At 27.0% G+C, this 20,312-nt stretch carries 18 protein-coding genes, 1 tRNA gene and 1 pseudogene; 14 read left to right on the forward strand and 6 right to left on the reverse strand.

Annotated features, from left to right (window positions below; translation table 11 throughout):
• Positions 1–63 precede the first annotated feature (63 nt).
• The 4 genes from atpG (at position 64) to ERUM_RS02195 (ending at position 4,352) form a co-directional block, all read left to right on the forward strand.
• Complete coding sequence (gene atpG / locus ERUM_RS02180; RefSeq protein WP_011155081.1) at positions 64–915, forward strand: ATP synthase F1 subunit gamma; 852 nt, start codon at positions 64–66, stop codon at positions 913–915.
• An 8-nt stretch (positions 916–923) separates the two neighbouring features.
• Complete coding sequence (gene folE, locus ERUM_RS02185) at positions 924–1,496, forward strand: GTP cyclohydrolase I (RefSeq protein ID WP_011155082.1); 573 nt, start codon at positions 924–926, stop codon at positions 1,494–1,496.
• Positions 1,471–2,838: a TldD/PmbA family protein gene (locus tag ERUM_RS02190; protein ID WP_011155083.1), complete on the forward strand. Its 1,368-nt coding sequence runs from the start codon at positions 1,471–1,473 to the stop codon at positions 2,836–2,838. Before folE ends, ERUM_RS02190 begins: the two co-directional genes overlap by 26 nt.
• A 500-nt stretch (positions 2,839–3,338) precedes the next feature.
• Positions 3,339–4,352 carry an NAD(P)/FAD-dependent oxidoreductase gene (locus ERUM_RS02195; protein ID WP_011155084.1) on the forward strand — a complete coding sequence of 338 codons (1,014 nt, stop codon included), beginning with the start codon at positions 3,339–3,341 and terminating at the stop codon, positions 4,350–4,352.
• A 572-nt stretch (positions 4,353–4,924) separates the two neighbouring features.
• Here ERUM_RS02195 and rsmA read toward each other — a convergent pair.
• Positions 4,925–5,713 (reverse strand): 16S rRNA (adenine(1518)-N(6)/adenine(1519)-N(6))-dimethyltransferase RsmA, encoded by a 789-nt coding sequence (rsmA, locus tag ERUM_RS02200; RefSeq protein ID WP_011155085.1) that lies wholly within the window; start codon positions 5,711–5,713, stop codon positions 4,925–4,927.
• 140 nt (positions 5,714–5,853) lie between these two features.
• Between rsmA and ERUM_RS02205 the strand changes: the two genes are divergently transcribed.
• The 5 genes from ERUM_RS02205 (at position 5,854) to ERUM_RS02225 (ending at position 8,998) form a co-directional block, all read left to right on the forward strand.
• A tRNA-Thr gene (locus tag ERUM_RS02205) sits at positions 5,854–5,927 on the forward strand.
• 24 nt (positions 5,928–5,951) lie between these two features.
• Positions 5,952–6,674, forward strand: coding sequence for a triosephosphate isomerase (locus ERUM_RS02210; protein WP_011155086.1), 723 nt, complete (start codon positions 5,952–5,954; stop codon positions 6,672–6,674).
• Positions 6,674–7,654, forward strand: coding sequence for a TAXI family TRAP transporter solute-binding subunit (locus ERUM_RS02215; RefSeq protein WP_011155087.1), 981 nt, complete (start codon positions 6,674–6,676; stop codon positions 7,652–7,654). Before ERUM_RS02210 ends, ERUM_RS02215 begins: the two co-directional genes overlap by 1 nt.
• A 6-nt stretch (positions 7,655–7,660) precedes the next feature.
• Positions 7,661–8,707, forward strand: coding sequence for a tRNA (adenosine(37)-N6)-threonylcarbamoyltransferase complex transferase subunit TsaD (gene tsaD, locus ERUM_RS02220; RefSeq protein ID WP_011155088.1), 1,047 nt, complete (start codon positions 7,661–7,663; stop codon positions 8,705–8,707).
• A gap of 114 nt (positions 8,708–8,821) precedes the next feature.
• Entirely contained in the window at positions 8,822–8,998 is a 177-nt protein-coding gene (locus ERUM_RS02225; RefSeq protein WP_231837247.1) for a hypothetical protein, read from the forward strand.
• Positions 8,999–10,576: 1,578 nt separating this feature from the next.
• Here ERUM_RS02225 and ERUM_RS02230 read toward each other — a convergent pair.
• The gene (locus tag ERUM_RS02230; protein ID WP_011155089.1) at positions 10,577–11,158 is read right to left on the reverse strand and encodes an RDD family protein; all 582 of its coding nucleotides are present in this window, start codon (positions 11,156–11,158) and stop codon (positions 10,577–10,579) included.
• 206 nt (positions 11,159–11,364) lie between these two features.
• Here ERUM_RS02230 and ERUM_RS02235 point away from each other — a divergent pair, with 206 nt between their 5' ends.
• Positions 11,365–11,712: a dihydroneopterin aldolase gene (locus ERUM_RS02235; RefSeq protein WP_011155090.1), complete on the forward strand. Its 348-nt coding sequence runs from the start codon at positions 11,365–11,367 to the stop codon at positions 11,710–11,712.
• Positions 11,713–11,791: 79 nt separating this feature from the next.
• A complete protein-coding gene (gene mdh / locus ERUM_RS02240; RefSeq protein WP_011155091.1) occupies positions 11,792–12,736 on the forward strand; it encodes a malate dehydrogenase in 945 nt (314 codons plus the stop codon).
• A gap of 1,779 nt (positions 12,737–14,515) precedes the next feature.
• On the opposite strand, the gene ERUM_RS02245 is transcribed toward mdh, so the two are convergent.
• Entirely contained in the window at positions 14,516–14,746 is a 231-nt protein-coding gene (locus ERUM_RS02245; protein WP_231089396.1) for a hypothetical protein, read from the reverse strand.
• A 153-nt stretch (positions 14,747–14,899) separates the two neighbouring features.
• On the opposite strand from ERUM_RS02245, the gene rpiB reads away from it, so the two are divergent.
• A complete protein-coding gene (rpiB, locus tag ERUM_RS02250) occupies positions 14,900–15,340 on the forward strand; it encodes a ribose 5-phosphate isomerase B (RefSeq protein ID WP_011155092.1) in 441 nt (146 codons plus the stop codon).
• Positions 15,337–16,062: a bifunctional 2-polyprenyl-6-hydroxyphenol methylase/3-demethylubiquinol 3-O-methyltransferase UbiG gene (ubiG, locus tag ERUM_RS02255; RefSeq protein WP_011155093.1), complete on the forward strand. Its 726-nt coding sequence runs from the start codon at positions 15,337–15,339 to the stop codon at positions 16,060–16,062. The genes rpiB and ubiG overlap by 4 nt, the downstream gene beginning before the upstream one ends.
• A gap of 53 nt (positions 16,063–16,115) precedes the next feature.
• On the opposite strand, the pseudogene ERUM_RS05245 reads toward ubiG, so the two are convergent.
• The 3 genes and pseudogenes from ERUM_RS05245 to ERUM_RS02265 form a co-directional block, all read right to left on the reverse strand.
• Positions 16,116–16,288, reverse strand: a pseudogene (locus ERUM_RS05245) (2Fe-2S iron-sulfur cluster-binding protein); the annotation flags it as partial.
• Between the two features lie 525 nt (positions 16,289–16,813).
• Positions 16,814–17,284 carry an RrF2 family transcriptional regulator gene (locus ERUM_RS02260; protein ID WP_011155094.1) on the reverse strand — a complete coding sequence of 157 codons (471 nt, stop codon included), beginning with the start codon at positions 17,282–17,284 and terminating at the stop codon, positions 16,814–16,816.
• Between the two features lie 356 nt (positions 17,285–17,640).
• The gene (locus tag ERUM_RS02265; protein WP_011155095.1) at positions 17,641–18,363 is read right to left on the reverse strand and encodes an alpha/beta hydrolase; all 723 of its coding nucleotides are present in this window, start codon (positions 18,361–18,363) and stop codon (positions 17,641–17,643) included.
• Positions 18,364–18,685: 322 nt separating this feature from the next.
• On the opposite strand from ERUM_RS02265, the gene ERUM_RS02270 reads away from it, so the two are divergent.
• A complete protein-coding gene (locus ERUM_RS02270; RefSeq protein WP_011155096.1) occupies positions 18,686–20,254 on the forward strand; it encodes an aminotransferase class V-fold PLP-dependent enzyme in 1,569 nt (522 codons plus the stop codon).
• The last annotated feature ends 58 nt before the right edge of the window (positions 20,255–20,312 follow it).

Genomic DNA, 20,312 nt, shown 5'->3' on the forward strand with positions numbered 1-20,312 from the left:
TCTTGTATTCTTAGTAGAAACTACTATAATTTATAGTGAGTCTGTTATAAGTTATTATGGTTTATGGCTAATCTGAAAGCTCTATTTTTGAGAATGAAGAGTGTAAAGTCTATACAGAAGACTACTAAGGTAATGCAGATGATATCCGCTGCAAAATTGCGTCAAGTTCAACAAAGATTAAACAATGCTAGGATGCATATGTTAGAGCTGAGCAAAATCATTGATACTAATGTAGTTACTAAGAATAATGAATGTACTGGTCCACACAATAAAAAAGATATTTTATTGGTGATAATGTCTTCTGATAGAGGATTATGTGGTAATTTTAATAACATGATAGTTAAGTTTGCTAAGTCGTATATAGAAGAACTAGAATCTTGTGGTAAAAATGTAAAGTTGCTGTTTTTTGGTAAAGTAGCATATAATATGATGTGTAGTCAGTATTCAAGTAAGATATTAGATGTGTTTTCCAATATTCAGTCTATTACGGACTTTTTATCTTTTAAGCTTTTTCTATATGGAAGTGGTGTTGATTTTAATCAATTTATTGGTGTCATGGTGTTGTTTAATAAATTTTATACAACTATATTACAAAAACCTACAGTAGAACAACTCATGCCTTGTAATATTGATATTTCTGTATCATTAAAGGAATACTATAAATATGAACCAGCATATTTAAATGTTTTATCTACGATGAGTTTAAGTTATATATTAAATTTAATGTATATTGCTTTCTTAGAAAATTGTGCAAGTGAACATTCTTCACGTGTTATTGCTATGGAATCAGCAAATAATAACACTAAAGAAATGTTAAGTAAGTTAGTGTTACAGTACAATCGTTCTAGACAGGCTGCTATTACAACTGATTTAATAGAAGTTATTAGTGGTTTTGAATCATTAGGTAATCAATAAATTAACTTATGAAGAACAATAGGAAGCCTTCTGAAAATGAAGTTGAGGATGCAATTAGTTTACTAATAAGATGGATAGGTGATGATGTTGATAGGCCTGGGCTTATTGGTACTCCGAGACGTATGTTGAATGCTTATAAAAAGTTTTTTATAGGGTATCAAGATATATCGTTAGTGATAGGAGGTTCAGTATTGCCTAACGAAGGTTATGATAGTATGATCACTTTTAAGGATATTGGATTTGTGTCTTATTGTGAACATCATATTATTCCAATGCGTGGAAAAGTAAATATTGGATATGTTCCTGATAAAGTCATATTTACTATTGGTCAAGTTATAAGGTTAGTAAATTATTTTTCAAAAAGGCTACAAGTTCAAGAAAGATTAACTGTAGATATAGCAGAATCTATAAATAGTTATTTAGTTTCTAAAGGAGTAATTGTAGTAATTAATGCAACACATGAATGTGTGCTCTGTTATGAGGAAAATAACAGTGATTTATTGTTGCAGACAAGCTGTGCTCTTGGTATATTTCAGAATAATGTAGAACTCAGACGTGAGTTTTTTAATAGTATTAATTGATCTTGGGAGAAAAGAATTGGATATTATAAATATAGCTGATGATACAATACATAAAATAAAAAATAAAGGTTATATTGGTGATGTTGTAGTATGTAATAACAGTAGATTATCTTTATCCCAACGATTACACAAACTTGATGAGGTAGTTCAATCTAAGAATTGTAAAATAGGAATTAGGGTTATTGTAAATAATAATCAATTTGCTTGTGTGTCTTCAAATGAATTTAGTAATATTGAAGAATTGATAGATCGAGCTATTGCTATAGCAAAATTGTCACCAGGTGATCCATATATTTCCCTATATGATGGTGATTTTTCAACAGAAAATTTCTATAATTTGATGATATTTGATAAAAGTACTATCACAATTGACCAATGTAAAAAGATTGTAGAAGATATGGAGAATGCTGCATTAAATTATAGTAATAAAATTACTAATTCTGAAGGTTCTTCTTTTTCTCATGGAATGACTGATATTGCTTTAGCTACTTCAAATGGTTTTATTGGTTCTTATAGTAAATCTAATTTCACAGCTTCTGTTTCTGTAATTGCTAGTGTTAATGGTAATATGGAAGTAGGTTATGATTTTTCTTCTGTATGTAACTTTAGTGATATGAAAGACCCTATTAAAATAGGTAAAGAGGCTGCATCAAGAGCAATTAGTAAGTTAAATCCTCAGAAAATACAAACTTCTAAGATGCCAGTAGTAATTGAAAATCGCATAGCTAGAACATTATTAAAAAATTTTGCTAATGCTATAAGAGGCGATAATATAGCTAATGATGCTTCTTTTCTAAGTAATCATCTTGGGAAAAATGCATTTTCAAGTAGTATTTCTATAATAGATGATCCGTTAATGGTAGGTGGTATATCTTCTAGACCTTTTGATGGAGAAGGTATTGTTGGTAGTAAGAAATTAGTAGTGGAAAGTGGTATAATAAATACTTGGATTATGGATATTCGTTCAGCTAATAAATTAAAGATGAAAAGTAGTGGAAACGCTATTAGGCATTCTAATGGGTCTATAACTCCTGGAGTAAGTAATTTTTATATACAAAGTGGAAATTTATCTGTTAATGAGTTAATATCAGATATTAAATCTGGGTTATATATTACTGATCTTTTCGGTTTTGGTATTAATTTAATTACTGGTGATTATAGTCAAGGAGCATCTGGATTTTTTATTGAAAATGGAAAGATATCTTATCCGGTAAATGAACTTACAATTGCTAGTAAGTTACAGCATATGTTTTCTGAAATGTCAGTTGCAAATGACTTAATGTTTTTTGGTTCAGTGAATTCACCTACTATAAGAATAGATGATATAACAGTTGCAGGATAAATTCATGTTAGGAAATTGAAATAAGTCTTAGTTAAAAATATAACCTTTAAGTAGATTTTTGACATTAGACAACTCCATTATAATTCATATTATCAGTACATAATTTAACTAAAGGATATATTACATAAAAATTATTATATTGTGTAATATATAATTGTAATGGTATTCTTAACAGTGTTGTCATTATTATTTTCTATAAATATTATATCTAGTCAGTATTTTTATTAATAATGGGTCACTATATATATTTGGTAATAAAAAAACAAAGAAATTTGTACAATATCAGTATGCTTATAATATATCAATATCCTACATATTTTTATAATTAGTTTTTTCTATATATAAGACACTTGCATAGTATTAAGCGTATAAAAAGTGTATTATTGTTTCCTTCTAGAATATAAAATTTTTTATATCATGAATTATTATGTAATAATTGCTAGATAAGTTTTTTCCTTTAGTTTAATGTAATAGCATATAAAAATATACTGGAAAAAAATATGGTTGATTATGTAACTGATATAGTAGTTATAGGTGCTGGCCCTATTGGTATATTTACAGTATTTCAATCTGGTATGCTTAGTATGCAATGTTGTGTTATTGATTCATTAAATGAAATTGGTGGTCAATGTGTTGCCTTATATCCAGAAAAGCCAATATATGACATACCTGCTTATCCAATAATTACTGCTAAAGAATTAATAAATAACTTAGTTGAACAATCAAAACCATTTGATCCTCAGTATTTATTAGGACAGGTGGCTGAAAAAATAGAAGAGTATATAGATTATCTATTAGTAAAAACTAATTATGGAACGGTTATACAATGTAAAGCAATTATAATTGCTGCTGGATCTGGTGCATTTGGACCAAATCGCCTTCCTGTAGATAATATTATTGATTTTGAGAATAAATCTGTGTTTTATTCTGTTAAACAGATTTCGGATTTTTATGATAAAAGTGTAATGATAGCTGGAGGAGGAGATTCAGCTGCTGATTGGGCAGTAGAGCTTTCTAAAGTTACTAAGCAACTGTACATGGTACACAGAAGAAAAAATTTTCGTTGTTCTCCTAATACTTCATTAAAACTAGATGATTTATTTCAGCGTGGAAAAATTAACCTTGTTGTGCCATATCAAATCAAACAGTTATGTGGTAAGGATGGTAAATTAGATTATGTAGTTGTTAAAAATATTACAACTAGTGAAGAATTAACATTACAGGTTGATTACTTATTACCATTTTTTGGTACTTCTGCAAATCTTGGTCCTATTTTAAACTGGGGGATTACAATAAGTGGTTATCAAATTGTTATAGATCCTGCAACGTGTAGAACAAATCGTAACAGAATATATGCAGTTGGAGATGTATCTACTTATCCAGGTAAAATAAAACTAATATTAACAGGTTTTTCGGAATCTGCTATGGCATGTCATGACATATATCATATTGTATATCCTAATTCTCCGTTAAATTTTCAGTATTCTACTTCAAAGGGTATACCAAAAGTATGATTTATATTATCTGTATAAATAAACAAAGTTTGATAAAGAATTTATTCAATATTATTATAAAGTTGTGCCTTCTTCAAAAGCAGGTTAATAAGTTTTACAATTTTTGATATAGCTAGTATATGTTAATCTTATCATTTTTTGCTTATTTAAGATTTATATTACTTACTATATACTTTTATATAATGACATTATCTCTGTAATTTATGTATTATATCTATTATTAGAGCATGCAAGTCTTAAAGTTTTTTTATATTTCAATAAAATGTTTATTTTAATTCGCAATAATAAGTATACAAATATGTTTATGCATAACCACAATACTGATTTTTTTATTTTAAGAATATATACTGAACATTATTTTTTAGAATTGTAAGCTTATGTACAATTTATAATTCATAAAAATTGTTTTTGTTGTTAGGTTTTCAACACATAAGTTACTTATAAATATTGAGTAATGAATATTTATAAGTAATAAATTAACCTATTACAAGTATAGTGCTATATACTCGTAATATTAGCTATCCAAATATTAGTATTATATAATACTAATAATTGATTTTTTTATATTTAGATTATATACAATTTGCAATATCACAGAACTGTTTTATTGATAAATTTTCAGGACGTAAATTATTTGGAATATTTAAAGAATGTAAAATTTCATCTGTATTGTTAGTAATTTGCTTTAATGTGCTTCTTATCATCTTACGACGTTGGTTAAAAGTTATTTTTACAATTTTACGTAATTTATCATAATTTACATCAAATCTAGGTTGTGGTAATACTACAATATTTATTACAGATGAAAACACTTTAGGTTTTGGTGAGAAAATTTCAGGACCAAAATCCTGCATTTTATACACATCAGCAAATAATTGAGTTAGTATAGATAAAGTACCATAATTTTTGTTATTTGGTTGTGCTATTATACGATCTGCTACTTCTTTTTGGAACATTAATGTAAAGCTATGAAAGAAATTAATATAATTGATCCACTTTATTAAAAGTAGAGTTGCAATACTATAAGGTAAATTTGCTATTACTTTTACTGGTGGTTTCGCTATATTTCGTAAATCAATATCTAATGCATCTGATAATATGAATTCATATTTACCTTGAAATTTTTTAATTATTTTATCATGTATTGGTAATAATCTACTGTCTTTCTCTATAGAGATTAATTTTTTAGGATTCTTTTTGAGTATTGAATAAGTCATTGTACCAAGTCCGGGACCAATTTCAATAATTGAAAAATTGCTAATGTTTCCTGCATAATTAACTATTTTATCTGTAATATCAGTTGAGTGAATGAAACATTGGCTTAACTCTTTTTTAGGATTTATCATGTAATTATCATTCATAATTTTTTAAATTGGATTATTAAATTTTGTAAATTTCTAATATCATTATACTGGTAAGTAGTATGCTTATATATACAAATTATAATTTATCAGAGTATTGACTTTTGTGATATGTGTATATAAAATACGGAGATGTTATAGCCGACTTAGCTTCAATTGGTAGAGCAACTGACTTGTAATCAGTAGGTTATAAGTTCGAGTCTTATAGTCGGCACATCATTTTACTTTAAGTAGTTTTATGTCATTACTCATCGTTGCTAACTGGAAGATGCATGGTGATTTTTTTACTTTTTCTTCGTTTACAAAGGAGCTTAGTAACCGTTTAATTAATATAGAAGATAAAGTAAAGGTAGTATTATGCCCACCATTTATTGCGTTATCTACTTATGTTAATTGTCCACATAATATTAAGTTTGGTGGACAGAACTGTTGTTATGTATCTAGTGGGAAGTACACTGGAGAAATTAGTGCTAGTATGTTATATAACTCTGGATGTAGTTATGTAATAGTGGGTCACTCTGAAAGGAGGAGTACGTTTCATGAAACTGATCATGATGTTAGGTTAAAAGCTGAATGTGCGATCGAATCAGGATTAATACCAATTATTTGTGTTGGAGAAACTTTACTAGATAGGGAAAATGGTATGCTAAAAGATACTTTATTAAGTCAATGTAGTAAATCTTTTCCTAAAAATGGTAAGTTTATCATAGCATATGAGCCAGTATGGGCAATAGGGAACAATAAAATACCTTCTACTGATGTAATAATAGAAGCTTTAGAGATTATTAGGTCATATGATTATGTATCTGATATCATATATGGTGGAGCAGTAAATCATACTAATGTAGGTGATATTGTCAGTATAAATCAATTATCTGGTGTTTTAGTTGGTAGTGCTAGTTTAGATATGGAGAGTTTTTTTAATATAATATGTAGTGCTATAAATGTGGGGCAAAGTTAATGAAGAAAATATTGGTTACGTTTTTAGTTGTTGTTAATGTGTTTTGTAATGCTGCTATTGCTTCAACTGACTCATCAGAAGATAAACAGTATATTTTAATTGGTACTGGTTCTATGACTGGAGTATATTATCCTATAGGAGGTAGCATATGTAGGTTTATTGCATCTGATTATGGTAATGATAATAACAGCATAGTTTGTTCTATATCTTCTACAACTGGTAGTGTATATAATCTTAATTCTATGCGTTATGCAAATATGGATATAGGTATTATTCAATCTGATTTAGAGTACTATGCATATAATGGTATTGGTTTATATGAAAAAATGCCAGCAATGAGGCATCTAAGAATATTATCTTCATTACATAAAGAGTATCTTACAATTGTTGTTAGGGCGAATTCTAATATATCAGTTATTGATGATATAAAAGGCAAAAGAGTTAATATTGGTAGTCCTGGTACTGGTGTAAGAATAGCAATGTTAAAATTGTTAAATGAAAAAGGATGGGAAAGAAAAGATTTTGCTGTTATGGCAGAATTAAAATCATCAGAGCAAGCTCAAGCATTATGTGATAATAAAATTGATGTGATGGTAGATGTTGTTGGACATCCTAATGCTGCAATTCAAGAAGCAGCAGCAACTTGTGATATAAAATTTATTTCTTTAGATGATGATCTCATAGATAAATTACATACTAAGTATCCCTATTATAAAAGGGATATTATTAGTGGTGCGTTATACAGTAACTTACCTGATATACAAACTGTTTCAGTAAAAGCTTCTTTAATAACAACTACTGAATTAAGCAATGAGTTGGCCTATAAAGTTGTTAAATCTTTGGTTAGCCATTTACATGAACTACATGGAATTACTGGAGCTCTTAGAAATCTTACTGTAAAAGACATGGTACAGTCAGATATTACACCTTTACATGACGGTGCAAAACGTTATTATAAGGAAATTGGAGTTATAAAATAGAATATTGTGGTAAGCAATTTGCTAAAAGTAGTATTAGCAATAGAGACAAGCTGTGATGAAACAGCTGTTGCTGTCGTAAGAAGTGATAAGCAAGTTTTATCACATAAGGTACTTTCACAAAAAGAACATGTAGTCTATGGTGGAGTTGTACCTGAAATTGCTTCTCGTGCACATATTAACTATTTATATGACTTAACCTCTCAATCTATTGAGGAATCAGGATGCGACTTAGCAGATATTGATGCTATAGCAGTTACTTCAGGTCCAGGTCTTATTGGAGGACTAATTATAGGTGTAATGATGGCTAAAGCTATTTCCAGCGTTACTAATAAGCCTATTATTGAGGTTAATCATCTAGAAGCACATACTTTGCTAATACGAATGTTTCATGATATTGATTTTCCATTTTTAGTATTGATCATATCTGGCGGACATTGTCAGTTTTTAATAGTTCATGATGTTGGATGTTATCAAAGATTAGGTTCTTCTTTAGATGACTCCCTTGGTGAAGTATTTGATAAAGTAGCAAGAATGTTAAATTTGGGATATCCTGGAGGGCCAATTATTGAACAAAAATCCATAATGGGTGATAGCAAAAGTTTTTTTCTACCACGTGCATTAATCAATCGTTTTGGATGTGATTTTTCTTTTTCCGGTATTAAGACGGCAGTAAGAAATATTGTTGTAAATCAAAAATATATAGATAATGATTTTATATGTAATATTTCAGCTTCTTTTCAAGATTGTATTGGTGATATATTGGTAAACAGGATTACTAATGCTATTCATATGTCACAAGCTATAAATTGTAAGATTAATAAGTTAGTAGTAACTGGAGGTGTTGCAGCTAATCACCTATTACGTAATCGTATATCAATTTGTGTAAAAGATAATAATTTTGAGGTGCTATATCCTCCAACTGAGTTATGTACTGATAATGGAATTATGGTTGGGTGGGCTGGTATTGAAAATTTATCTAAAGGTTATGTTTCTAATTTAGATTTTGCTCCAAAAGCAAGATGGCCGTTAGAAAGCATAAAAAGGTCTAGTTAATTATTAATACAGTAGTATCTTAATATACACAATTTCTATTATATAATATTTAAAATATTGATTGGCTATTATAAATTTTTTTATTTATTAAAGTACTCATTTTTTGCAGGAAAAATGTTTAATCAGTATCAAGATAATCAAGCTAACGACAATATTTCTTATTTATGTGGAATAAGAAGATTTACCAGCATACTAATAGGCTTAGTGTTTTTAATGTTTGTTTTACAAATTATATTGTGGTATTTTGAAAGTAAAATAGCATATTCATATACTAAGTTATTAATTAACTAGATTATTATGATTGTTGATATATGTGTGCGTATATTTAAAAGGTTAAATATACTGATACTACTAATTGATAGATTATGTGTATGTAAGAAAAAAAAAGATGGAATTGTTCCTTAATATATTTATGTCTAAGTAGAAATAGTGTATAAAGTTGCAATATAATTGGTATTTATTTCTAGATAAAATTTAGAATTTTTATTTTTTTTATAAAGCATTCACATAGAGGTAGTTAAGAAAATGTTTAATTATTAATAGTACAAAGGTGTAAATATGGTTTTATAAGTTATAATGTAATATAGTGATAAGATTATGTTTTTTTGTATGACTTTTTATAAATAACAAATTGAACAGTATATAAATACCACTTTTCCTTAAGTAATTACTACTGCTAAATAAAACGTAGCCTTTTATATGACTCTTTTTTACTATAGAAAATTCACCAATCTAACAATAGTAAATAAAAATTTTTTAATTTATATGACATTTGTATATTACTATAAATCAGTATTTATTCAAGTTGAGAATATTAATAATGTATTTAAGTTTAAAAAAAACTTTTTTGTAAATAGTCATGTTAATATAACTTTTAGCAATATAAATATTGAATTTTCAGTACTTACGTCATACTGTTAATCCTCACTATAATCATCTTTATTTATCATTAATAAAGAGATTTTTTGGTTTTTTATGATCATAGCTTTTAGATCTAAACTGATGGTTAACTAAATTTAATATTACTTTGTGTAGTACTCTATATGCTATATATAATATGTAAAAGTTTTTATAATACTTATTAGTGAAATGTAATGTTAACTTTCATTCAAAGGAATGATATATTGAAAAACCTATTAATGAAAACGGTTTTTCTGAATTGCAATTTGTTTATAGGCTCACAATTCTAAAAAATAACGTTCAGTATGTAAAATACTATAAAACAGATAACTAATTTACAATTATAGATAAAAAAACGTATTCATTATCTTTATGTGTTAAGTAACATCTCAAATAAAAAAATATATATTTCTATTGAAAATTGCGAGTTTTTTATATCTATAGCTGTATGCCTCATATATGCAATCTAAATTCGTGTTTTTATCAATTATTTATTACGCTATAATTTATAAAGAAATTTTGTTGACTTTTATGATGGTGTATAATGTGGAACTTTTTCTTGAATTCAGAATAAAAAATCTTTTTCAGATATATTATCATACCTAAGCTATAGGTTTTGGTACTATTAATATTACAGTATAGTATTATAATTAATCTCTCATTCTATAGTAATAGAATTCTTAAGTACATAATATTATTTAATACTCAATTTATAATTTATCAGTTTAGCAATATACATAATTATTTATAATTTTCTATAATTATTAAGACATCATATTATAATAACTACTACTCTAAAAAGTATATGATAAATGTCTATATCTATATAAAGAATATTACACTTGTACTTTAATATATGTATATAACATACTGTAATAGTCAACAATAAGTATAATAATTAACTATTAAATATATACTTTATAAAATGAATTTATAAAAAAACATTTAATTTATAGTAATGACAAATCTTTATCTCTTGTGATAATTTTTTAAACTTTTATTAGTTACTACAACAGTATTTGCAAGTTTATCATGCCATGTTTGTTTCCGTCTATTAAAGTTACACCACATTATTCCTATACAAAATGGTATACAAGAAAGAGCAGAAGAAAAAAAGCGCTTTACTGATTGGGATAATGTTATTTTTTCAAAAGTTGTTGCATCAACTACTCTTAATCCCATAATAAATTTTCCTAGTGTTGCAGAATATTTACTCCAACCATAGACAGCATATATATATAGTATGATGGCTTGAATTATCTGTCCACATAGAGCTCTATAAAGGTATTTATTTTTTATTTGTGATTCTTCTTCAGTTAACGAAACACCCATTTTATATTTTTCCATAACTTTTATCATCGTATCATTCATCTGACTATGTATGAAAAAATATGAATATACATTATGTATAATTTGTAAAACAAACATTAAAAACACTAGGTCTATTAGTATGCTAGTAAATCTTCTTATTCCACCTGAATAAGAAATATTGTCGTTAGCTTGATTATCTTTATTTTTTTTTAGAAAAGGAAAGTAATTAAATAAAAACATATTTTCTATTACGCATCTGTTATTCTAATATTGATATTTATACTATACTAAGATTAAATACAAAGATAATATTTATGTAAATAGGTAATATAAAATTGGAATTTGTAATAAAGTAATTATTTGTAGTACTGACTTTCAGTGATAGAATGAAAAAAATATGTTTACAGTATATTATTAACTTTAGGTAATTTTTTATTTAATAATAAATGAAAATACAAATTAATGACTTAATAGCTTACTCTCAGGTAGGAATTCGTTGCTGGGAAAATGTCTTAAAACAAAGGATAGTAATAAATTGTGAGATTACTCTTAAATTTTATGATTCTATTTGCGACATTAACTATACAATTGACTATCACGAATTTACTAATAATTTGATAAATTTTGTAAGTTCACATAAATTTTCATTATTGGAAACATTAGTTCTAGAATTAATGGATTATATTATGCAAGATGACAGAATAGCTCATTGTTGCTTAAAGGTACATAAGTGTCTTGCTTGCGGAAAAAATGCAAATGTTAGCATTGAATTACAAAGGTTTGCACAAAATTGATTTTATTATAAATTTAATTATTATTATACAAATAATATGGTAAAAGTAGTCTTTAGGTATTTTTATTTTAATGAGGGACATGATGATTCAGAGTAAAAAAATTGCTCTTATTGGTTCAGGTAATATTGGTGGCATGATAGCATATCTAATTAGATTAAAAAATTTGGGAGATGTTGTTTTATTAGATATTAATGATGGTATGGCTAAAGGCAAAGCACTTGATATAGCTGAGTCTTCACCTATAGGCAAATATAATGGTGAAATATTTGGAACTAATAACTATGCAGATATTGAAAATGCTGATGCTATTATTGTTACTGCTGGAATAACTAGAAAACCTGGTATGAGTCGTGATGATCTTATTAGTACTAACGTTAATATAATAAAAGAAATAGCAACTAATATTGCAAAATATGCTCCAAATGCGTTTGTTATTGTAGTAACTAATCCACTTGATGTTATGGTATTGGCAATGTATAGATATTCACATCTGCCTAGTAATATGATTGTTGGAATGGCAGGTGTTTTAGATTCAGCAAGATTTTCATATTTTATTGCAAAAGAATTAAATGTTTCAGTAGAAAGTGTGGATTCTTTAGTATTAGGTGGTCATGGAGATATAATGTTACCTTTGATTAGATATTCATCAGTTTCTGGTGTTTCTATTGCTGACTTAATAAAACTTGGAATGATTACACATGATAAGGTTACAGAAATCGTAGAGAGAACTAGAAAAGGAGGTGAAGAAATAGTAAGTTTATTAAAGACAGGGTCAGCTTACTATGCGCCTGCTGAATCTGCTGTATTAATGCTTGACTCATATTTGAATGATAAAAAGTTGATGTTACCTTGCTCAGCTTATTTAAAAGGAGAATATGGAGTTCACGATTTATTTGTAGGTGTTCCTATAATTATTGGAAAAAATGGAGTAGAAAAAATAGTAGAACTTCAATTAACTGAGGAAGAAAATAGCATATTTAATAATTCTGTTGCATTAATACAGAATTTGGTAGCTAATATATAATTTTACACATTACTTCTATTCAACATTATACATATTGAATTATAGTGGTATTACGAAATGGTTGTGAAGTTTGCTATATATTATTATATAAAATTTATAATGCCTAAATATTTATTTGTAGTATTAGTATAGTATTATTATTTAGACATATATAGAACATTTAGTAAACTGGATAACACTATAGGTATGGATTATATAAATATAAATTATATAGTTTATTTTTTTATTTTTATATTAGAGTAGGGTATAAGATTAAATAATGAATTATATAGTTAATAATACAATAAGGTATATTTATTAACGCTAGTTACATATTGTTGTTAATATTATCTTACATTATAGTGTATAGTACTAAATCTAATTTCAGTTTATCTGAATCATTTTGTAGGTGTAAATATTATTTTTGGTATAGTATATGATATTTCCTAAACAATATACTAAGTAGTCACAAATCTGGAAATTTAACTATTTGTCATTCTATATTTATATAATATCGTATTGATTGAGGAACTAACATATTGATATATTATTACTTAAATCAATATAGGATTATATTTAATGTGCTATTCTTTATAATGTACTGAATATTAACATCTACAACAATGATACTAAGAGATAGTAAATTTTGAGTAGCTTATTATTGTGATTTTGTATTATATTATAAAAAACATTAAAGTGTTATTATCAAATGATATGAAAGGTATGTATTGCAAATTATATATATATCAGTAAAAGAATTACAAAGTATCTGATATGTGTTTTAGTATGGTAGAGATACAATTACATATCTAGTTCTATTTTTTAACTAATAGTCCAATTACTGTACATTATCTTATATTAAACCTCTAAAAAATAAAACAAAAACCAGATGATAATTTTAATCGGACTGAATAACATAATAAGATAAGTTAATAATATTAATGGTTATCAAAAAAAAAAATCTTATATATAGTATGCTTATTTAATTAAGAAATGAATCAAGTGTAAATACAATGTTATAAATAATAAGTTAATTCTATCAGTTGTGTTCCTGTAATTATATATATTCACACAATTTTGTTACATGTGATTTATTCATAGCTTGTCAACCTAGCATGAAGTGATTTGGAGTTCTATAAAGATACTAATTCAGTTATAAAAGAAGTGATAAATACATTTTTCGTCAAGAGACTTATTATTCTAGTTAACTAACACAGATTTTCATTTACCATATTTACAATGAAATGTAGGATGCTCAATTGTATAACTTCTTAAAAAAAACAATCATTATTTAAAATAACTAAATGTGAAGGATTAATAGCATTATTAAAGGTATACCAGCCTTACAATATTAGTTTAATAATATTAAACTACCAATTAATGAAATTTAGTATTCAATTACAATATGTTTTAATGTAATAACTACATAATAAAAATTTATATCAATAAAAAGGTATTTTATATAAATATAACAACTACATTAATTAAATATATTAACATTAGTTGTACACTCTATAAAATATCAAAGAAAAGACTACTGTCTATTTTTAATGTGATGTAGGATTATTATTAAAAATTAATTAAATATCATTTAAATAATAGTAGTGCTACTTATTATGTACATAATTATAAAGCATCTATAATTCTAAATAAAATACTAAACGTTAATCACTAAAAACTATACAAATAAATAAAAAATACAACCCTATAAATCTTCTATCACTAAAACTTTAAAGAGTCATACATCTAAAAACACCAATACATAAACTATAAAGTAATAAATTACAAGTAAGTCAATGCTTAATTTAACTTATGAAGCTCACAAAATTCTGAGAATACGCTTTCATATATTTCGATCTTTTTAATAAAGGTTGTTGTATGTGATAACATGTGAGAATACTGATCTTCCGTAATAAACCCAGCTTCAAAAGCTTCTATTAAATTTTTCTTAAATGCTGTCGTATAAGATTTTGTATTGTTCAAGTAAGATAAAGTACATAGTACTACACTCTCCAAAGTTTTCGTACTCATAAAAAACATAACCAACTATGAAAATATATATACAATTAACACTATTATTTTAGTTTTGTAAAGTAAAATCTTAACGTGTAAGTTGTATAACTGTGGTTGTTGACTTTTTATTTTATTTTATGTAACGTTATATAGTGTTGAGTTGTATTGAATATGCAGAAAATTTTTATTTCTTCTGATCATGCTGGAGTGGAATTGAGACTCTTTATTAAATTATATTTAGAAAGCTTGAGTTATACAGTAGAAGATTATGGTTGTGTAATATCTGATGTTATTGTAGATTATCCAGATTATGTACAAGATGTTGTTCATTGTGTTACTAGTAATGATTCAGGATTTGGTATTTTAATATGTGGTACTGGAATTGGTATGAGTATTGCAGCAAATCGTTATAAGAAGGTTAGGGCAGCTTTATGTTATACTACAGAACTTGCTAGGTTTGCACGGGAACATAATAATGCAAATGTACTTTGTCTTGGAGCTAGGTATATTACATATGAAAAAGCTAAGTTAATAGTGTATAAGTTTCTAAATACAAAGTTTGCTGAAGGTAGGCATACACAAAGAATAGAAAAAATAGATAGTTATTTATGAACAGCACAGTTAATCAGAATGAACTATTGAAATTTTCAAAAATATCTGACAAGTGGTGGAATGAAAATGGACCATTAAAGCCTATGCATATGATGCATCCTGTAAGAATGCAATATATTATTAATTATATTAATAAAGTCATGCCAAATGTTGATTTCAAGTCATTGTCGGTACTTGATGTAGGTTGTGGAGGTGGTTTATTGTCAGAATCTATGGCACGCTTAAATATGAGAGTTTGTGGTATAGATGCTAGTAAAGAAACTATTAATGTTGCTCAAAAGCATGCTTTAGTACATGGTATACATAATATAAGTTATCATTGTATGAATATAGAAGATTTAGTTAATATTCAAGAGAAGTATGATATTATCACTGTAATGGAGGTAGTTGAGCATGTCGATAACTTGCCATTGTTTATAAATAGCATCAGCAGTTTATTAAATGACAATGGTATAATATTCTTATCTACTTTAAATAGGAATATTAAGTCTTTATTGTGTGGAGTAATATGTGCTGAATATATACTCAACTTAGTTCCCTATGGTACACATCAATGGAGCAGGTTTGTAAAACCTTCAGAAATTGCAAACTTATTTTTACCTAATGGAGTAGTTTTACAAGAAATTGTTGGAGTAAGTTTTAATTTAATAAAAAACTGTTTACAATTATCTAAAGATATTTCTGTAAATTATATTTTGGCTGCACAAAAATATGTAAATTAGATACTAAGTACTGACTTTTATAATCAATGACTTCTATCGCGGGAATTACGCAAGGAGCTGCAGGGTTTAGGTGGTCCACCAGAAATTTCCGCTAGACGCATTCTGCAATTACCTGCTATAGCAATTCTCTTATGATAGCAAACCTTGGTATTTGTATACCAGCAAGCTCACAAGCTTGTAATACAGTTATACCATCTTCAAAGCTGCAGTTTATAAAAGAGTTGATTAGGTGAGTTGTTGGATTGTATTTATATAACTTTATTGTTGTATTCATATTTTATTATATGTTAACTGTACATAATCTATTTGTAGGATTGTATAGTTTACATTCCTAATGATGCTACAGTATAGTTATTTTCTCATTATGGAAATATGTAACATTTTTCTGTTTTTCTAATATTGATAAGGAACTAATTTTGAAGTATTTAGAAATTCATTTATTATATGTATAGCTAATATATGGTGAAATGAGCTTTCCTTAAGATATTTTGTAATAAAAAGCTGGGAATCATGAATAATATGATTAATTGCTGTAGTGATTAGTTTGCTTATTATGTAATAGGCTTATTACTATATAACATAAAAAACATTCATTGTAACAAGATAAAAAAGACAACTTAACTACAAAGAGCAAATATTCAGCATAAATTTCTTATTAATTAAAAACTTGGAAACCACTAAATTTATTACTGGAAATCTTCTTATCTATAATAAACAGCACAGAGTATATTCAGATCAATACAACAGATAGTTATTTCTTTTTAACAAAATCATCTTTATGTAGTGCTATATTTGACTTAAAATTATTATTTACTATATCCTCTAGTGAAATATTATTTAAATAATCTTTTATATAATTTCCTATATCATCCCATAATTTGTGAGTTACACATCTATTGTTATTCGATAGACAACCTGGACTGTTATTTTCGCATCTTGTAATTTTAATATTTTCGCCTATTGATTCAAGTATAAGACTAAGTGTAATTAAATGAGGAGCAATACTTAGTGAATAACCACCACCTGGACCTTTTGTAGCATTAATAAGCCCTTTTTTCTTTAATTGAACAATTACCTGTTCAAGATATCCTTCAGATAAAGATTGATTACTTGCAATATATGACATTCTTACTGGTTGCAACTTATTTTGTTGCGTGCAAAGACCATGAGCTAATTTTACCATAAACATTATAGCATAACGTAGCCTAGCTGTGGTCAACATATAAATATCCACACGTTAATTATGGGCCTTTTAAAGTATTTTTAATTGAATAGATCACTTTGATATTATCAACAACCTGATAATGTATCATTAATATACCTTGTGTCAAATTTAACGCCCTAGCATGATACTATAGCACAATAAATACCTAATTTTACCATTAATCAAGGTAGAAACATATGTGAAATACTATTTTATCTGCTATATACAACCTAATTGTATACCAATTACACATTATCATTATATCAACATATTATTACTAGTGACTTGATAAATAATTATTAGAAGACTTTTAATTATAGCTTTCATAGCGTACAACAATATATTGAGAAATCAATGTGTTATAGGCTACTACATTATACTGGTTCATCTTGCATAACAATTCTGCGGTATTTTACTTTTTTATTTGTAATATCTTTTTTACGATTACCAGCAGATTCAGATAAACAAAATTTAATGTAATTATCGACAATTTCATTAAATTTATCCATGTGATCGCGGAAAAAATGGTCTGCTTTTTCTATAACATAATACTGCATGTATTTACTTTTTATCGAGTTACTTAATCTAGCAGCAAGTTGAGATACTGCAGCTTCATCAGAAATACTATCTTGATCACCTTGAATAATTAAACCAGGTACAGGACAAGGAGACAAAAATGAGAAATCATACTTATTTGCAGGAGGTGCTACAGCTATAAAACCTTCAACTTCTGGACGTCTCATCATTAATTGCATAGCAACCCATGCACCAAAAGAAAAACCAGCCACCCAAAAAGGAGATGATGCCATGTTATTATTTTGTAACCAATCTGCTGCTGCTGCTCCATCACTTAGTTCACCAATACCCTTTTCAAAATTGCCAGATGATTTACCTACTCCACGAAAATTAATTCTTAAAACAGAAAATCCGTTATTTGCAAATATATTATACAAATTATATACGATCTTATTATCCATGTTCCCACCGTACTGAGGATGAGGATGAAAAATTAAAGCAATTGGAGCTCCTACCGTTTTATTATGGTGATACTTTCCTTCAATTTTTCCTACTGCACCATTAAAAAATATCTCTCTCATGAATTAACTTCCTTAAAAATTGAGTAAACCTTCACCTCATCAATAATACAAAAAAGTTTAACTTAATAAAGTATTTTTAACAAGTATATTATTAATTACAGCTTCAAAAGCACTATAGTTTTGCTTTCATTTTTGTAAAAAAAATTAAAGTTGCAATTAAAGACATATTTAACAATAAATATTTTTACTTATCTCATTTAAGAAAAAACCTACTTGACACAAGGTATATTAATGATACATTATCAGGTTATTGATAATATCAAAATGATCTATTCAATTAAAAATACTTAAAAAGGCCCATAATTAACGTGTGGATATTTATATGTTGATCACAGCTAGGCTACGTTATGCTATAATGTTTATGGTAAAATTGGCTCATGGTCTTTGTACGCAACAAAATAAGTTGCAACCAGTAAGAATGTCATATATTGCAAGTAATCAATCTTTATCTGAAGGATATCTTGAACAGGTAATTGTTCAATTAAAGAAAAAAGGGCTTATTAATGCTACAAAAGGTCCAGGTGGTGGTTATTCACTAAGTATTGCTCCTCATTTAATTACACTTAGTCTTATACTTGAATCAATAGGCGAAAATATTAAAATTACAAGATGCGAAAATAACAGTCCAGGTTGTCTATCGAATAATAATAGATGTGTAACTCACAAATTATGGGATGATATAGGAAATTATATAAAAGATTATTTAAATAATATTTCACTAGAGGATATAGTAAATAATAATTTTAAGTCAAATATAGCACTACATAAAGATGATAAACCATATATATATGCTGATTACAATTCAACATCTACGATACTACCTGAAGTAAAATATCAATTAAATAATTTATCCTATATAAAATTATATAATCCATCTTCAATACATAAACTAGGTCAAAAAACAAGAAGTATAATAGAAGAGGCAAGAAACATAGCTATTAAGCAACTAAATGCACAATATTATGATGTAGTTTTTACATCCTCTGGTACAGAAGCAAACAATTTAGTCATCAATAGTACATCAGACTACAAACATTTAATCTCTTCTACAGAACATCTATCTATTATAAAATGTGCTACTAATGCAGAATTAATACCTGTTGATTCTAATGGAATAATATGTCTAAATGCATTGAGTAGTCTTTTACATAAGTTTAAAGATGACAAAATACTAGTGTCAGTAATGACAGCAAACAATGAAACTGGTGCTATTCAACCAATAAAAAAAATTGTAGAACTATCACATAAATTTGGAGCATTAGTACACACAGATGCCATACAAGCGTGTGGAAAAATCCATATAGATATTGAAGATTTAGGAGTTGATTTGTTAACAATATCATCACATAAACTTGGCAGCATTGCTGGAGCAGGAGTGTTATTCTTTAATAGCAAAAAGATAAAGATAAAACCTATGATAATTGGTGGACATCAAGAGAAAGGATTAAGAGCAGGGACTGAAAATGTTTTAGCGATATACTTATTATCTATATCACTTAGTAATTTATATAAATCTATAACAAAGATGCTTCTTGTTGAAAAATTAAGAAATAAATTGGAAAATGAAATATTATCTTTAGTTCCTGACGCTCAAATATTTAGTAGAAATGTCGAGAGACTACCAAATACTAGTTGTATTTCAATGCCAAATGTAAATAGTGAGATTCAAGTAATAAGCTTTGACATAAAAAATATTGCAGTAGGTAATGGGTCTGCATGTTCCACAGGAGTAGTAGAACCATCTCATGTGTTATCTGCAATGGGAGTAAATCAGGAGATTGCAAATAATTCAATAAGGATTAGCTTAAGTCCTGACACTACAGATGAGCATATAAGAACTATAGTAAACTGTTGGTACGAAATATATACACATAATCAAGTGCATAAATGAAATTAGGTGTAAAATGATGCAAAAATTAGAAGATTACTATATCATTAACGATATCAAA

Source organism: Ehrlichia ruminantium str. Welgevonden (assembly GCF_000026005.1).
Classification (GTDB): domain Bacteria; phylum Pseudomonadota; class Alphaproteobacteria; order Rickettsiales; family Anaplasmataceae; genus Ehrlichia; species Ehrlichia ruminantium.

What these genes read in the sequence shown, in the direction of transcription:
- atpG (WP_011155081.1), top strand. Translation starts at nt 64, where the DNA reads ATGGCTAATCTGAAAGCTCTATTTTTGAGAATGAAGAGTGTAAAGTCT.
- folE (WP_011155082.1), top strand. Translation starts at nt 924, where the DNA reads ATGAAGAACAATAGGAAGCCTTCTGAAAATGAAGTTGAGGATGCAATT.
- ERUM_RS02195 (WP_011155084.1), top strand. Translation starts at nt 3,339, where the DNA reads ATGGTTGATTATGTAACTGATATAGTAGTTATAGGTGCTGGCCCTATT.
- rsmA (WP_011155085.1), bottom strand. Translation starts at nt 5,713, where the DNA reads ATGAATGATAATTACATGATAAATCCTAAAAAAGAGTTAAGCCAATGT.
- ERUM_RS02210 (WP_011155086.1), top strand. Translation starts at nt 5,952, where the DNA reads ATGTCATTACTCATCGTTGCTAACTGGAAGATGCATGGTGATTTTTTT.
- ERUM_RS02215 (WP_011155087.1), top strand. Translation starts at nt 6,674, where the DNA reads ATGAAGAAAATATTGGTTACGTTTTTAGTTGTTGTTAATGTGTTTTGT.
- ERUM_RS02225 (WP_231837247.1), top strand. Translation starts at nt 8,822, where the DNA reads ATGTTTAATCAGTATCAAGATAATCAAGCTAACGACAATATTTCTTAT.
- ERUM_RS02230 (WP_011155089.1), bottom strand. Translation starts at nt 11,158, where the DNA reads ATGTTTTTATTTAATTACTTTCCTTTTCTAAAAAAAAATAAAGATAAT.
- ERUM_RS02235 (WP_011155090.1), top strand. Translation starts at nt 11,365, where the DNA reads ATGAAAATACAAATTAATGACTTAATAGCTTACTCTCAGGTAGGAATT.
- mdh (WP_011155091.1), top strand. Translation starts at nt 11,792, where the DNA reads ATGATGATTCAGAGTAAAAAAATTGCTCTTATTGGTTCAGGTAATATT.
- ERUM_RS02245 (WP_231089396.1), bottom strand. Translation starts at nt 14,746, where the DNA reads ATGAGTACGAAAACTTTGGAGAGTGTAGTACTATGTACTTTATCTTAC.
- rpiB (WP_011155092.1), top strand. Translation starts at nt 14,900, where the DNA reads ATGCAGAAAATTTTTATTTCTTCTGATCATGCTGGAGTGGAATTGAGA.
- ubiG (WP_011155093.1), top strand. Translation starts at nt 15,337, where the DNA reads ATGAACAGCACAGTTAATCAGAATGAACTATTGAAATTTTCAAAAATA.
- ERUM_RS02260 (WP_011155094.1), bottom strand. Translation starts at nt 17,284, where the DNA reads ATGTTGACCACAGCTAGGCTACGTTATGCTATAATGTTTATGGTAAAA.
- ERUM_RS02265 (WP_011155095.1), bottom strand. Translation starts at nt 18,363, where the DNA reads ATGAGAGAGATATTTTTTAATGGTGCAGTAGGAAAAATTGAAGGAAAG.
- ERUM_RS02270 (WP_011155096.1), top strand. Translation starts at nt 18,686, where the DNA reads ATGTTGATCACAGCTAGGCTACGTTATGCTATAATGTTTATGGTAAAA.